This is a genomic window from Isoptericola halotolerans, assembly GCF_045689585.1.
GTDB classification, from domain to species: domain Bacteria; phylum Actinomycetota; class Actinomycetes; order Actinomycetales; family Cellulomonadaceae; genus Isoptericola; species Isoptericola halotolerans_B.
Map to the genome: position 1 here is coordinate 1,753,985 of NZ_CP140108.1, position 13,635 is coordinate 1,767,619.

Below are 13,635 nucleotides of genomic sequence, written 5' to 3' on the forward strand. Positions count from 1 at the left end.
AGATGTCATGCCCGGCCGGTGGGAACTTCACGGCCACCGGTGAGACCGGGCACTACCTGCGGCGACGCGGTGGCGGCAGGCTCGGGACATGACCTACGAACCGATCGTCTCCGTCCGCGGGGTCCGGCGCCGGTACGGCCAGTTCGAGGCCGTGCGCGGTGTCGACCTCGACGTCCGGCGCGGCGAGCTGCTGGCGCTGCTCGGCACCAACGGCGCCGGCAAGACCTCGCTCGTCGAGCTCGTCGAGGGCCTCGCACCGGCCGACGCCGGCCAGATCCGTGTGCTGGGTCACGACCCGTACCGCGAGCGGGCGCGGATCGTCGGCGGCCTGGGCGTGATGCTCCAGGAGGCCGGCTTCTCCTCCGACCTGACCACCGTCGAGACGATGCGCCTGTGGGCGGGGACCCTCGCCCGGCCCCGCCCGCTCGAGGAGGTGCTCGACGACGTGGCACTCACCTCCCGCGCCGACGTGCGGGTGGGCAGCCTCTCCGGTGGGGAGCGCCGTCGTCTCGACCTGGCGCTCGCCATCCTCGGTCGCCCGGAGCTGCTGGTGCTGGACGAGCCGACCACGGGCCTGGACCCCGAGAGCCGCCGTGCGGTGTGGCGGCTCGTGCGCGGGATGCTGGAGGACGGTGTCACCGTCCTGCTGACCACCCACTACCTCCAGGAGGCGGAGGAGCTCGCCGACCGGGTCGCGATCATGCGGGCCGGGCGGGTCGTGCGGGAGGGCACCGTCGCCGAGGCGGTCGCCGCCGAGCCGGCACGCATCGAGTTCGTGCCGCACGACGGCGCAGGTACCCCGCTGACGCTCACGACGGCGGACCTGCCGGCCCTTCCCGGGCTGGTGGACGCCGAGGTCCGGCGGGCGCGCGTGCACCTGCGGACCACGGCACTCCAGGAGGACCTGGAGGCCGTCCTGACCTGGGCGCGTCAGCGCGGTATGCGGCTGGAGGAGCTGGACGCCCGGTCGGCGTCCCTGGAGCAGGCGTTCCTCTCGCTCGCCGAACAGTCCGACGCCGAGGAGGTCGCCGCATGAACGCCCTGACCGTCACCGCACCGACCGCCCGGCCGGCGTCGCCCACCCGGCGGCTGCTCGCGCTGGGCCGCGCCGAGACGCTGCTCCTGGTGCGCAACCGCACGGCGCTGGCGAACGCCCTGCTGCTCCCCATCGGGTTCGTCGGACTGTTCGCCGTCCTGGGCGCCGTGGGCGAGGACGGCGCGCCGGGAGCGGCCGTGGCGACCAGCGTCCTGGTGATGCTGCTGCTCGTCGCCCTGCTCTTCGTCGTCTACTACAACCTCACGACGGCGTACGTGGCCCGTCGTGAGGACCGTGTGCTCCAGCGGCTGCTCACGGGTTCCACGACCCGTGTCGAGGCGCTGCTCGCGCCCGCGCTGCCCGCCGTCGTGGTCATCCTCGCCCAGCTCGTGCTCGGGTACCTGGCGGTGGCCGTGGTGATCGAGCCGCCGGGCCTGGTCAACCCGGTCCTGCTCCTCGTCGCCGTGCTCGGCGGCGCGGCGGTGCTCGGGGCGCTCGCGGCCGCGACCGCGGGCTTCTCCCGGACGGTGGAGTCCGTCCAGCTCACCACGCTGCCCGTGATCGCCCTGGTCCTGCCGTTCGCGGGGATGTTCCCGACCCCGGACGCCGGCGTGCTCGGCACGGTCGCGCGGTTCACCCCGCTGCGGCCGGTGTCCGAGCTCATGGCCCTGGGGCTCACCGGGACGGACGTCGACGGGCAGACGCTGTCGTTCGTCGAGACGTCCGGGGCGGCAGCACTGCCGGTCGCTGTACTCGTGGGCTGGACCGCGCTCGGGGTGCTCGCCGCCCGGCGCTGGATGCGTTGGGCGCCGCGGCGGTGACCTCGCCCGTCGCGCGGACGTGGCAGGCTGACGACGTGACCTCCGAGCCCACCGCCGCACCTCGCACGGCGTCGCACCGGCCGGCCGCCTCGCTGGCCGGTGGCGCCCGGGGCGTGGAGATCTACACGCGGATCAGCCTGTACCTGTTCGTGCCGCTGGAGGGTTTCTTCTACCTGTACGCGGTCGTCGCGCTGGCGGAGCACGACCCGCTGCCGTCCGCCGTCGGGCTGGGAGCGCTCGCCGTCGCCGCCCTGGTCCACATCGGGACGGCGTTCGCGACGGTGCACGTCGGCTTCGACCGGCCGCTGGTCGCCGGCGGCAGGCTGCACCCGATCGTGATCGCCTTGCTCGCCGCGACCGCCGTCGTCGTCGTCCTCGCCCTGGTGGTGCTGCCCGGGACGGCGTCGGACGCGGTGCGCCTCGATGCTCGTGCGATGACGATCGCGGTCTGCGGCGCCGCGACCTGCGGAGCGCTGGCCACCGGGTTCGCGATCCGGCCGCTGGCCGTGGTCGCGCTGTGGGTGCCGGTGGTCGTCCTGTTCACCTGGGTCCTCGACGGGTCGTTCAGCGGCGGCGCGGTCGTGGCTGCCGTGCTCCTCTACGCCGTGGTGCTGTTCTGGACGGGAACCGTGCGCATCTCGATGTGGATCGTCGAGGTGGTGCGCGAGCTCGAGGTGGCCCGGGAGGTGGCCGGCCGGCTCGCCGTCGCGGAGGAACGGCTGCGCATCTCGCGTGACATGCACGACGTCGTCGGCCGTGCCCTGTCCGCCGTCGCCGTCAAGAGCGACCTGTCCGCCGCGTTGGCCCGGCGCGGCGATCCCCGGGCGGCCGAGGAGATGGACGAGGTGCGCACGCTGGCGCAGGAGTCGTTGCGCGAGGTGCGCGGCGTGGTCGCCGGGTACCGCTCGACCGACCTCGCGACCGAGCTGGCCGGGGCGCGGTCCGTCCTGCGGGCGGCCGGGATCGCGGTCCGCGTCATCGGTGAGGTGCCGCCGTTGGGCTCGCCCCAGCAGGAGGCGCTCGCCTGGGTGGTGCGCGAGACGGTGACGAACGTGGTGCGGCACTCGCGGGCGACCGAGTGCCGGCTCGAGCTCGACGACGACGGCGGTGGGGCGACGGTCCTGCGGATCGCGAACGACGGCGTCGGCGGGGCGGGCGCCGGTGCCGGGGCGGGCGCCGGCGGTGCTGGCGACCGGGGCGGGACCGGGCTGGCCGGTCTGCGCGAACGACTCGCCGCCGTGGGCGGCACCCTCGACGTGACGACGCACGGTGACCGGTTCATCGTGACGGCCCGCGTCCCGACTCCTGGAGCTGCTCCATGATCCGCATCGTCCTCGCCGACGACGAGACCCTCATCCGGGACGCCGTCGCGCAGCTCCTGGACCTGGAGGACGACCTCGACGTGATCGCCGTGGCGAGCTCCGGGACGGAGGCCGTCGCGGTGGTGCGGCACCATGCGCCGGACGTCGCGGTGCTGGACCTGCAGATGCCGGGCGCCGACGGGATCGAGGTGGCCGAGGCCGTGCGGGAAGAGGTCCCCGGCTGCGGGATCGTCATCGTCACCGGGCACGGGCGGCCCGGGCACCTGAAGAAGGCGCTCGGGGCCGGGGTGCGGGGTTTCCTGCCCAAGACGGTGTCGGCGACGGTGCTCGCTGCCGCGATCCGGCAGGTGGCGTCCGGCGGCCGGTACGTCGACCCTGAGCTGGCGGCCGACGCCATCGCCGCCGGCGACTCGCCGCTGACGGCGCGCGAGGCGGACGTGCTCGAGCTCGCCGCCGACGGCGCGCCGGTGGAGGAGATCGCCGACCGCGCCGCGCTCGCCCCCGGGACGGTGCGCAACTACCTGTCCTCGGCGGTGGCGAAGCTCGGGGTGACCAACCGGCACGAGGCGGTCCGGGTGGCGCGCGCCAAGGGCTGGGTCTGACCCGCCACCTCTCTCGCTGTGGGTGCACGACGCGCCGTCTGGCCACGAGGCCAGACGGCGCGTCGTGCACCCACAGCGACGGGGGTGGGGCGTGGGTGTCGGGTGGGGCCCGTAGGCTGGGCGCGTGTACGAAGGAGCGGTCCAGGACCTGATCGACGAGCTCGGCCGCCTCCCCGGCGTCGGGCCCAAGAGCGCGCAGCGGATCGCGTTCCACCTGCTGGCCGCGGACGCCGCGGACGTGCGGCGGCTCACCGACGCGCTCACCGAGGTCAAGCTGCGGGTGCGGTTCTGCGAGGTGTGCGGCAACGTCGCGGAGTCCGAGCGCTGCCGCGTGTGCGCCGACCCCCGGCGCGGTGACGACGTGATCTGCGTGGTCGAGGAGCCGAAGGACGTCGTCGCGATCGAACGCACGCGGGAGTTCCGCGGCAGGTACCACGTGCTCGGCGGGGCCATCAACCCGCTGGACAACGTCGGACCGGACGACCTGCGCATCTCCGAGCTGATGTCGCGGCTGGCCGACGGTGCCGTCAGCGAGGTCATCATCGCCACGGACCCGAACGTCGAGGGGGAGGCGACGGCCACCTACCTCTCGCGCCTCATCGGCCCCATGGGGCTGACCGTCTCGCGGCTGGCGTCCGGCCTGCCCGTCGGCGGCGACCTCGAGTACGCCGACGAGGTCACGCTCGGCCGGGCGTTCGAGGGGCGCCGGGTCGTCGGCAGCTGAGCCGCCCCGAACGCACGAGCGTCTCTGTTCGTCCAGGATCAGCTCTCGAATCCGGACGAACAGAGACGCTCGCGGTCTCGCGTTCGGGTCAGCCGATCAGGCGGTCAGCTCCCACGGGCCCCACGGCGAACCGCCGGGCTGCTGGTTCCGCGTCCACCACCGCGCGGTGTACGTCGCGCCGTCGTGCTCCACGACGTCACCCGCGACGAAGATCCGCGACTCGGTCCACACCGCGGTGCCGTCGTCCGTCGAGGCGATCTCCTGCCACGACCCCCACGGCGACGACCCCGGCTCGGCGTCCCGCGTCCACCAGGTGGCCTCGAACACGGCACCCTCGTGCGTCACCCGGTCACCCGCGGTGTACACCGTCGAGGCGTCCCACACCGGGTGCTCGGGTGCGCAGTCCTCGATCTCGACGACCAGCTGGGCGCGTCCCTTGAAGATCGCCTCCCAGTCGCCGCTGAGCTCGAGCTCCGTGCCCTCGGCCGGCCAGGCTCGCACCACGTAGGTGCCCGCCTCGACCTCGCCGGCGGGCACGTAGCCGCCCGCCGCACCGTCGACCCACTCCTTGAGGACGTACCGCTCGACACCCTCGACGGGCACTCCCGCGATCGACCCCGACGTCCCCGCCTCGCAGTCCGGCTGCGTGACCGACACCTCGGGCGTCGCGGTGGCCGGCACGTCGCTGAGCGGCTTGACCTGGATGTCCCGGTAGAAGACCGTCTCGCCGGCGCCGTGGTTCTGGACCCCGAGGAAGCCGTGGGAGAGGTCTCGCGCCGGGTCCGTGCTCGTGAAGTCGTTCACCAGCACGTCGTTGAGGTAGATCTGGATCGTGTCGCCCTGGACGCGGATGTCGTACGAGTTCCACTCGGGGACCGGGTTCAGCGCCTCCTCGACGGCCTCCGGGTCGGCACCCTGGAAGGTGTAGACCGCACCGGTGGTGCGGTCCGGCTCGTCGGAGGCATCGATCTGGATCTCGTAGCCCTGGTCGACGGCGACCCACGGGTCGTCGCCCGGGTCGGGGAACCCGACGAACACGCCGCCGTTGTCGTCCTTGACCAGCTTCCAGTCGAGCTGGAGGCTGTAGGAGCCCTGCAGTTCCTCGGTGTGCCAGAGCAGGCCCATCCCCCCGGCGCCCTCGAGCGTGCAGTCGTCCTGCCGCCCGAACGACCCGGCACCGGCGAGACGCCAGTCGTCGAAGGAGGCGAGCGTGCCGTCGAACAGGGCGGTGTACCCCTCGTCGGGCTCGCTCGGTGCGCACAGGTCCGGGTTCTCGCCGATCGACAGGACGTCGAGGTTGACGTTGCCGTCGTCCCCCTCGTCGAACCGGAGCGTGATCGTGTTGCCGCCCTCGCGCAGGTCGAGGTCGCGCGTGGCGAAGTCCCACGTCTTCCAATCACCCGTGCTCGGCAGCACCCACGGGTCCACCTCGGTGCCGTTGACGAGCACCGAGATCGACTTGTCGCCCTCGAACGGGTTGGGTCCGTTGGCGTACCGCAGGTTGACCGGCTGCGTGCCGGCCGCGTCGGCGTCCACCGTGAACGTCACGCCGGCGCCGGGCGACTGGATGCCGTCGACGAACCCGGAGCCCGAGTAGCCGCTGTGCTCGCTGTTGAGCCCGGCGGACCCGAGCAGCACCGACTCCTCGGCCTCGTAGTACCCGCGGTCGGCGGGCGCCACGTAGCCGGGCAGGCTGTTGAGCGTGTACCAGGCCTCGGTGTTCCACAGCTCGCGGCCCTCGGCGTCGCTGAACGGACGCGGCGAGCGCAGGTGCACGACCCGGCCCGGCTTGAGCCCGTCGACGGAGAGGCTGACGGTGGTGCCGTCCTCCGAGACGGTGGCGTCGCTGACGTGCAGCACCTCCTCGTCGATCTTCGGTCCGCCGTACTGCTGGGTGGGCACGTAGCGCCACTGGTCCACGCGGTACGCCTGCGCGGCGTCGTCGGCGATCTTCGCGACCGTCTCGTCGGACAGCGGCTGGCTGTACTCGACCTCGAAGCCGCCCTCCTGCACGCGCATCTCCAGCATGTCGAACGACTCCTGGCCGTTCGGCGTCAGCTTCTGCAGGCCGTACCGGAGCTTGTTGGGCTCGCTCCAGTTGCCGGCCTCGCCGATGCCGCCCACGTAGACGGCGCCGTCGGGCCCGATCACGGTGCGGTTGACGCCCGCCTCGAGGCCCGCGGTGTGCCGGAAGACGGCGCCCTGGAAGTCACCGTCGACCTTCTCGAGGAACCCGCGCTGCAGACCGCCGTAGGTGACGTCGCCGAACAGGAGCTGACCGGCGAACCGGCCCTCGGAGAGCTGCACGGGCTCGCTGGGCGAGTTGCCGATCTCGTTCTGGGGGATCCACAGGGCCGGCTGGGTGACGGGCTGGTCGTCGAACGGGCCGTCCGGGTTCGTGTAGTGGTTGAAGAACCGGTCCTGCTCGACGTGCACCAGCTTGGAGCTGGGCAGCCAGGCGCCCTGGTTGTCCATGACGAACAGCTCGTCCTCCGGCCCGAACGTCATGCCGTTCGGGGTCCGCAGGCCGCCGGCCACGTAGTCGATCTCGCCCGTCTCGCGGTCGACCGTGATGCTCGTGCCGCGGTTCTCGGCCGGCTGCGGGTCGGTCGTCGCTCCACCGTTGTTGATGGCCACGGAGAGGTTGACGTAGAAGTGGTCCTCGTCGTGCAGCAGCCCGAACGCGAACTCGTGGAAGTTGCCGCCGAACGGCCACTCCGCGACGGTGGAGCGCTGGTCGTAGAAGCCGTCGCCGTCCGGGTCGGTGAGCTCGGTGAGCGCGTCGCGCTCGGTGACGAAGATCGAGTCGTCGATGACGGCCACGCCCATCGGGTTGAACAGGTCGGTGGCGATCTTCGTCGCCGTCACCTCCTCGGCGCTCGTCTCGCCGGTCACCTGGTCGAGCACGAAGAGCTCGCCGGGCTCCGGGTCCTCGACCCAGCCGCCGGGGCTCACGGAGCCGGACGTCGCGACGACGAGGTCGCCGTCGGCGGTCCAGTCCATGCCGGAGACCATCGGCTCGAAGCCCTCGGGTCGCAGGTCGGTGAGGTCGTAGCCGGGGTGGACGGCGTCCAGGGGCAGGCCGTCACCGGCGGTGTCCTCGGCGCCCTCGCAGTACTTGGTGCCGGGTGCCGTGACGCGGACGACGTCGGCCTCGGTGCTCAGCGCCTCCTGCGGAACCACGGTGAACTCGGTGGCGCCCGGCGGCATCCACTCGAGCCGCAGGACCTGGCCGTAGGCGTCCTCGAAGAACTCGACGAACAGCGGGTGGGCGCCGGCGGTCAGCGTGACGGTGCCGTCCACGGACTCCTCGCCGTGCAGGCCGTCGTTGTCCACGACGACATCCCCGCCGATCGACAGCCGGGAGCCGTCGTCGCTGGTGAGGCGGAACGTGTACTCGCCGTCCTCGGGGGCGTGCACGTTGCCGACCACGTGGGTGAGGAAGTGGTCCTCGAGCCCGAACTGGCTCGCCTCGGTCCAGTCGACCGTCGGCATGAGCTTGTCGATGTTGGGGGTCTGTCCGTCCTTGAGGCGGCAGAGCTGGTCGATGCCCTGGCGCAGGTCGTACGTGCGCAGGGTGACGCCCGGCTCCTGCGGCGGCAGGTCGGCGGTCCGGAGCTGGGTGGCGGCCGGGGAGGCGGGCTCGACGGCCCCGGCGGGTGCGGTGGCGAGGGCTACGGTGCCGCCCGCCAAGGTCAGGGTGACGAGTCCCGCGAGAGATCTCCTGGCGGGGCCTGACGGCCGTGCTGGCATGTTCTTCCTCCTCGAAGACGGTGCGATCGACCGTCCTCGACCGTAGCCCCACTTATGCTAGCGATCAAGCAAAAGTTGAAAGTTCATCTCCGGATCATGCTCGGTCCTTGGCCGATCCGTGACCCGCCTGGCGCCTCGACGGCCGCTCGGGGGACACTGGCAGCACGCGGCCGAGGACATGCTCGGCCAGGCACCGAACGCAGGGACAGGTGAGGAACGTGCCAGAGATCTCCCCCGACTCCGAGCTGCGGGACGTCGCCGAGCAGATGTCCGCCCAGGCGCGGACCTTCCTGTCGACGACGTCGCAGGTCGCCTCGGGCGGGTTCCCCGGTGCCGAGTTGTCGCTGCTCATCCTCGCGACGTCGGACCTGCTCGCCGCCGGGGCGCGCCTCGCCGCGATCACCGACGTCGTCCCCGTCGAGCGCTTCGAGCCCGACGCCGGTCGCGAGACCGACATGGACCCGCTGCGGATCGCCCTGGCCCAGATGTTCGACGGGTTCGACGACTACGTCGAGGTGTCCGACCCGGTGCTGAGCACCGACGTCGCGCCCGCCGCGCTCTCCGGCGACCTGGCCTGCGTCGCCGACGAGATCGCCAAGGGGCTCCAGCACTTCGACGACGGCCACGAGCTCGAGGGCCTGTGGTGGTGGCAGTTCAGCTACCTGTCGAGCTGGGGAGAACGCGCCTCCTCGGCGCTCCGGGTGCTCCAGGGTGTGCTGGCGCACCTGCGCCTCGACGTCGCGGACGACGTCGCCGCCGAGGCGGAGTACGACGCCCTCCACGCCTGACGCCGGGTCAGGCGACGCGCGTGCCCTTCGGGAGGCGCTGCGCCGGGATCTGCAGGCGGCGGACGGCGGTGACGATGCCGCCCGCGCCCAGCAGCACGTAGATCCCGAGGCCCCACGGCCACACGGGCGACTCGCTCGGCTCCGGCTCCTCGACCGGCGAGGCCATCGGCACCCCGCTCCGGCTCTCCGAGTACCACATGTCGCCGCACCAGTCCTGCTCCGGGGCAGGGCCGGTGCGCGCGTACCGGACCCCGTACTGGATCAGGGTCAACGGGTCCGCGGCGTCGTCGTACGTCTCCGGGTCCGCGAGCGGCTGGGCGTCGGCGACGACGACGAACGGGTTGGCCGCCAGCAGCCACCAGGTGCGTTCCGAGTGCCAGACCTCCTGCCTCTGGGTGGTCCACTCGCACTCGGGAGGCTCCGTGTCCTCCCAGTCGTAGCCGACCGGCACGTCCCAGGTCCGCACCTCCTCGGTGGTGGTCACCAGCGGGACGCTGAGCCCGAACAGCGCCACGGTGATCACCGACAGCCCGCCCACCGTGAGGTAGGTGAGCACGGCCGAGCCGGAGGTCTTCGCCGTCAGGGCGGAGAAGCAGAGCCCGACGGCGCACACCACGCCGAGCACGATCGCCAGCACCAGCAGCACCGACACGAGCGACCAGAACGGCAGCCCGCCCACGACGAACGCCCACGCGAGGAACGGCACGCTCGTCGCGAGGAACGCCAGCGCTGCCAGCCAGGCGGCGAGCAGCTTGCCGACCACGATCTCGGCCGGCGTCAGGAGGGTCGCCTGGAGGGTCGCCAAGGTGCCGGCGGTCCGGTCGCCGTTGATCGCGGAGGCGGTGAGCGCCGGTGCGACGAGCAGCCCGAGGAACAGCACGAAGAACACCACGACGCCGAACATCGTCCGACCCGCGCCCGCGCCCATCGAGGGGTCGTCGAAGAGCATGGCGATCGCGCCGGAGGTGAGCAGCGTGATCACCCCCACGACCACGAACCACACGACCAGCGCGATCTTCCACCGGGTCGAACGGATCCGTTGACGCAGCTCGAGCTGCGTCACCGTCCGCACGCCCTGCCACGAGAGCGACCAGTCGCTCGTCGGCACCTTCGACGGCCGGTCGCCCGACGCCCGTGCCTCCTGCGTGTCGACGCTCATCGCCGTTCCTCCTCGAGTCGCAGGTATGCCTGTTCCAGGGCGCCGCCAGCAGGCGCCAGGCTGACCACCGGCACGTCGGCCGCGATCGCGTCCCGCAGCAGGGCCGCCGCGGCCTCGTCGCCGTCCAGCTCGACCAGCGCGGACCCGTCCTCCTCGGCCCGGGCAGGGATCCCCGCCGTGGTGAGCCAGTCCGTGAGCGCCACCGGCGAGAGCGCGGCGATCCGCCACGCCCGGCGCTCGGCCGCGGCGTCGTCGACCGACCGGGACCGCACGGTCCGCCCCTGGGAGAGGAAGACGGCGTCGTCGGCCATCTCGTCGAGCTCGGTGAGCACGTGCGAGCTGATGAGGACCGTCTTGCCGGCGGCGGCGAGCCGGCGCACGAGCACCCGCAGGTCGACGCGCGAGCGCGGGTCCAGGCCGGAGGCCGGCTCGTCGAGCAGGAGCACGTCCGGGTCGTGCACGAGCGCGCGTGCCAGGCCGAGACGCTGCTTCTGGCCGCGCGAGAGCACGTGCGCGGGGGCGTCGGCCAGCTCGGTGAGGTGGACCAGGTCGAGCAGCTCGACCGCGCGTCGGGCCCCGGCGTCGGGCGGCATCCGGTAGGCCGCCGCGACGGTGACCAGGACCTCGCGCGCGGTGAGCGACTCCCACGTCCCGAACACGTCGGGCATCCAGCCGATCCGGGCACGAGCGGCGCGTCCGTGGGTGGCGGGGTCGAGGCCGGCGACGCGGATCTCGCCCCCGTCCGGGGCCAGCAGGCCCGCCAGCATCAGCAGCAGCGTCGTCTTGCCGGACCCGTTGGGACCGACGAGCGCCGTCACCCGCCCGGGCCGCGCGTCGAGGTCGACGCTCACCACCGCGTGCACCGCCCCGAACGCGCGCCGCACGTCACGTGTCCTGATCCCGCCACCGTCGTCGGTCATGGCGTGAACCTACGCCCGCCGTGACCCGGAGGACATCATCCCGTGGGGTGACGTTGCGTCCCACCAGCGGCGACGCCCCGCCACCTCCACGTCATCCGGCGTTCACCGCCGTGGCGTGGGCGCGCTACCGGGGCCTCCTAGCGTGCGGCAGGACCCGTCCCCTCATACCGGAGGCACCCGTGCCCGTCCGAGGCATCCACCCACCTGTCGCCCGCGCCGTCGCCGCCGCGGCCGGGCTCGCGCTCTGCGGGGCCGTGCTGGCGCTGCCCGCCCGGGCGTCCGTGATCGACGACCCGGTCGGCACGAGCGCCGACGACGCCGCGATCGACCTGCGGGCGCTCGGCAGCTACGAGACGGGGCTGTTCGACGAGTCCGCGGCCGAGGTCGTCGCCCACCACGGCGGCTCGCAGCGGCTGTTCTCGGTCAACGCTTACGCCGGCGAGGTCACCGTGCTCGACGTCGCGGCCCCGGCCTCGCCCACGAAGCTCTTCGCCCTGCGGACCGCGGGCGTGGCGGCCGACGACGGCTCCACGGTCCCGGCCGGCGCCGTGGCCAATTCCGTGACCGTGCGCGCGGACGGTCTGGTCGCCGTCGCGGTCGAGTCCGACCCCAAGACCGACGCGGGCTGGCTGGTCTTCTTCGACGCGGCCGCCGACGGCGCCGCGCTCGGTGCGGTCCGCGTCGGTGCGCTGCCGGACATGGTGACGATCACGCCGGACGGTGCCCGCGCCGTCGTCGCCGACGAGGGGGAGCCGGACGACGACTACACCGTCGACCCCGAGGGTGACGTCGCCGTCGTGGAGCTGCCCGACGGCGTGGCCGCGCCGTCGCAGGACGCCGTGCGGATCGCAGACTTCCACGCGTACGAGGCGGATGGGGCGCTGCCCGACGGCGTGCGCGTCTTCGCCGGCATCGCGGGCGTCGACCACCCCGTCTCGCGCAACCTCGAGCCCGAGTACGTGGCCGTCTCGGCCGACTCGGCCACCGCCTACGCGGTGCTGCAGGAGGCGAACGCCGTGGCGGTCGTCGACCTGGCCGCCGCCGAGGTCACCGAGATCTGGCCGCTGGGCGCCAAGGACTTCTCGGTCGAGGGGCAGGGCATCGACCCGTCCGACAAGGACGGCGGGATCGACATCCGGACGATCCCCGTCCAGGGCCTGTACATGCCGGACGGGATCAACGCCTACACCGCCGGCGGCGAGACCTACCTGGTCACCGCCAACGAGGGCGACGCCCGCGAGTGGGGCGACTACGAGGAGCCGGTGCGGGTCGAGGACCTGGGGGAGGACGGCGTCGCGCCGCTGTGCGAGGGCAGCCCCGTCGCGGGGCTCACGGCTGACGAGGACCTGGGCCGGCTGGACGTGTCGCGGGCCTCCGGGCTGCGGGCCGACGGCACGTGCTACGAGGAGGTGTTCGCGTTCGGCGGCCGTTCCTTCTCGATCTGGACCACCGACGGCGAGCAGGTCTTCGACTCCGGCGACGACTTCGAGCGGATCACCGCGGAGGTCGCGCCCGAGAACTTCAACTCCGACCACGGCGAGTCGTCCTTCGAGTCCCGCTCGGACGCCAAGGGCCCGGAGCCTGAGAACATGGCGATCGGCGAGGTCGACGGCCGCACCTATGCGTTCGTCGGGCTCGAACGGGTGGGCGGCATCATGGTCTACGACGTCACCGACCCGGCCCGGGCCGAGCTCGTGCAGTACGTCAACAACCGAGACTTCTCCGTCTCCGCCGAGGACGCGATCGACGACGGCGCCGATGCGGCCGTGACCGTCGCCGCGGCCGGCGACCTCGGCCCCGAGGGCCTGGCGTTCATCGCCGCCGAGGACTCGCCGACCGGAGAGCCGGCGCTCGCCGTCGGCAACGAGGTCTCCGGATCGACGACGCTGTACGCGATCGACGGCCCGCCCGCCACCGAGGTCCCGGCGCGCGGCGTGCTCAGCGACGACAACGCGCACGACGGCGTCCGGGGCGGCGACTACACCGTGTCCGTCGACCTGTGGTGGGGCCAGAACGCCACCCAGGTGCGACTGCTCGAGAACGGCGAGGTGGTCGCCACGCGCCACCTGGTGGACGCCTCGCCGTCGGCACAGCACGTCGACTTCGACCTCACCGGGCGCACCGACGGCACGTACACCTACACCTGCGAGCTGGTGAACGCCGCGGGCACCACCGAGTGCCGCGACCACCGGGTGAAGGTGACCGACGCCGCCCCGGCGGCGCCGAAGCTCAGCCACGACAACCACGACAAGGACGGCACGTACACGGTCTCCGCGGACCTGTGGTGGGGCACCAACGCCACCTCCTGGACGCTGCTCGAGGACGGTGAGCAGGTCGCGACCGGCGAGCTGACCGACGCGACGCCGTCGGCCCAGCACGTCGAGGTGCCGGTCGCGGGCCGTGAGCCGGGCCGCTACACCTACCGCATCATGTTCGCCAACGACCTCGGCGAGACCACCAGCAAGAAGCTCGCCGTCCGCGTGAAGTAGGCGCGACACCGGCGACCGGTC

Annotated in this window: 10 protein-coding genes; 7 read left to right on the plus strand and 3 right to left on the minus strand. The window is 72.8% G+C overall.

Annotated features, from left to right (window positions below):
- Positions 1–88: 88 nt before the first annotated feature.
- From UQW22_RS08190 to recR, 5 genes are all read left to right on the plus strand, one after another.
- Positions 89–1,036, plus strand: a complete 948-nt coding sequence (locus tag UQW22_RS08190; protein ID WP_407320412.1) for an ABC transporter ATP-binding protein — start codon at positions 89–91, stop codon at positions 1,034–1,036.
- Positions 1,033–1,857: an ABC transporter permease gene (locus tag UQW22_RS08195; protein WP_407320413.1), complete on the plus strand. Its 825-nt coding sequence runs from the start codon at positions 1,033–1,035 to the stop codon at positions 1,855–1,857. The genes UQW22_RS08190 and UQW22_RS08195 overlap by 4 nt, the downstream gene beginning before the upstream one ends.
- Before the next feature lie 35 nt (positions 1,858–1,892).
- Positions 1,893–3,179 carry a sensor histidine kinase gene (locus tag UQW22_RS08200; RefSeq protein ID WP_407320415.1) on the plus strand — a complete coding sequence of 429 codons (1,287 nt, stop codon included), beginning with the start codon at positions 1,893–1,895 and terminating at the stop codon, positions 3,177–3,179.
- On the plus strand, positions 3,176–3,781 hold the full coding sequence (locus UQW22_RS08205; protein WP_407320417.1) for a DNA-binding response regulator: 606 nt from the start codon (positions 3,176–3,178) through the stop codon (positions 3,779–3,781). Before UQW22_RS08200 ends, UQW22_RS08205 begins: the two co-directional genes overlap by 4 nt.
- Positions 3,782–3,905: 124 nt before the next feature.
- Entirely contained in the window at positions 3,906–4,505 is a 600-nt protein-coding gene (recR, locus tag UQW22_RS08210) for a recombination mediator RecR (RefSeq protein WP_407320418.1), read from the plus strand.
- 96 nt (positions 4,506–4,601) lie between these two features.
- Here recR and UQW22_RS08215 read toward each other — a convergent pair whose 3' ends face one another.
- Complete coding sequence (locus tag UQW22_RS08215) at positions 4,602–8,258, minus strand: family 16 glycoside hydrolase (protein ID WP_407320419.1); 3,657 nt, start codon at positions 8,256–8,258, stop codon at positions 4,602–4,604.
- Positions 8,259–8,476: 218 nt separating this feature from the next.
- On the opposite strand from UQW22_RS08215, the gene UQW22_RS08220 reads away from it, so the two are divergent.
- Positions 8,477–9,046 carry a DUF5063 domain-containing protein gene (locus UQW22_RS08220; protein WP_407320752.1) on the plus strand — a complete coding sequence of 190 codons (570 nt, stop codon included), beginning with the start codon at positions 8,477–8,479 and terminating at the stop codon, positions 9,044–9,046.
- Positions 9,047–9,053: 7 nt separating this feature from the next.
- Here the strand turns inward: UQW22_RS08220 and UQW22_RS08225 are convergent, their stop codons facing one another.
- Positions 9,054–10,205, minus strand: a complete 1,152-nt coding sequence (locus tag UQW22_RS08225) for an ABC transporter permease (protein ID WP_407320421.1) — start codon at positions 10,203–10,205, stop codon at positions 9,054–9,056.
- Complete coding sequence (locus tag UQW22_RS08230; RefSeq protein ID WP_407320422.1) at positions 10,202–11,125, minus strand: ABC transporter ATP-binding protein; 924 nt, start codon at positions 11,123–11,125, stop codon at positions 10,202–10,204. The genes UQW22_RS08225 and UQW22_RS08230 overlap by 4 nt, the downstream gene beginning before the upstream one ends.
- A 179-nt stretch (positions 11,126–11,304) precedes the next feature.
- Between UQW22_RS08230 and UQW22_RS08235 the strand changes: the two genes are divergently transcribed.
- Positions 11,305–13,614, plus strand: a complete 2,310-nt coding sequence (locus UQW22_RS08235) for a choice-of-anchor I family protein (RefSeq protein ID WP_407320423.1) — start codon at positions 11,305–11,307, stop codon at positions 13,612–13,614.
- Positions 13,615–13,635 lie beyond the last annotated feature (21 nt).

What these genes read in the sequence shown, in the direction of transcription:
- UQW22_RS08190 (WP_407320412.1), top strand. Translation starts at nt 89, where the DNA reads ATGACCTACGAACCGATCGTCTCCGTCCGCGGGGTCCGGCGCCGGTAC.
- UQW22_RS08195 (WP_407320413.1), top strand. Translation starts at nt 1,033, where the DNA reads ATGAACGCCCTGACCGTCACCGCACCGACCGCCCGGCCGGCGTCGCCC.
- UQW22_RS08205 (WP_407320417.1), top strand. Translation starts at nt 3,176, where the DNA reads ATGATCCGCATCGTCCTCGCCGACGACGAGACCCTCATCCGGGACGCC.
- UQW22_RS08215 (WP_407320419.1), bottom strand. Translation starts at nt 8,258, where the DNA reads ATGCCAGCACGGCCGTCAGGCCCCGCCAGGAGATCTCTCGCGGGACTC.
- UQW22_RS08225 (WP_407320421.1), bottom strand. Translation starts at nt 10,205, where the DNA reads ATGAGCGTCGACACGCAGGAGGCACGGGCGTCGGGCGACCGGCCGTCG.
- UQW22_RS08230 (WP_407320422.1), bottom strand. Translation starts at nt 11,125, where the DNA reads ATGACCGACGACGGTGGCGGGATCAGGACACGTGACGTGCGGCGCGCG.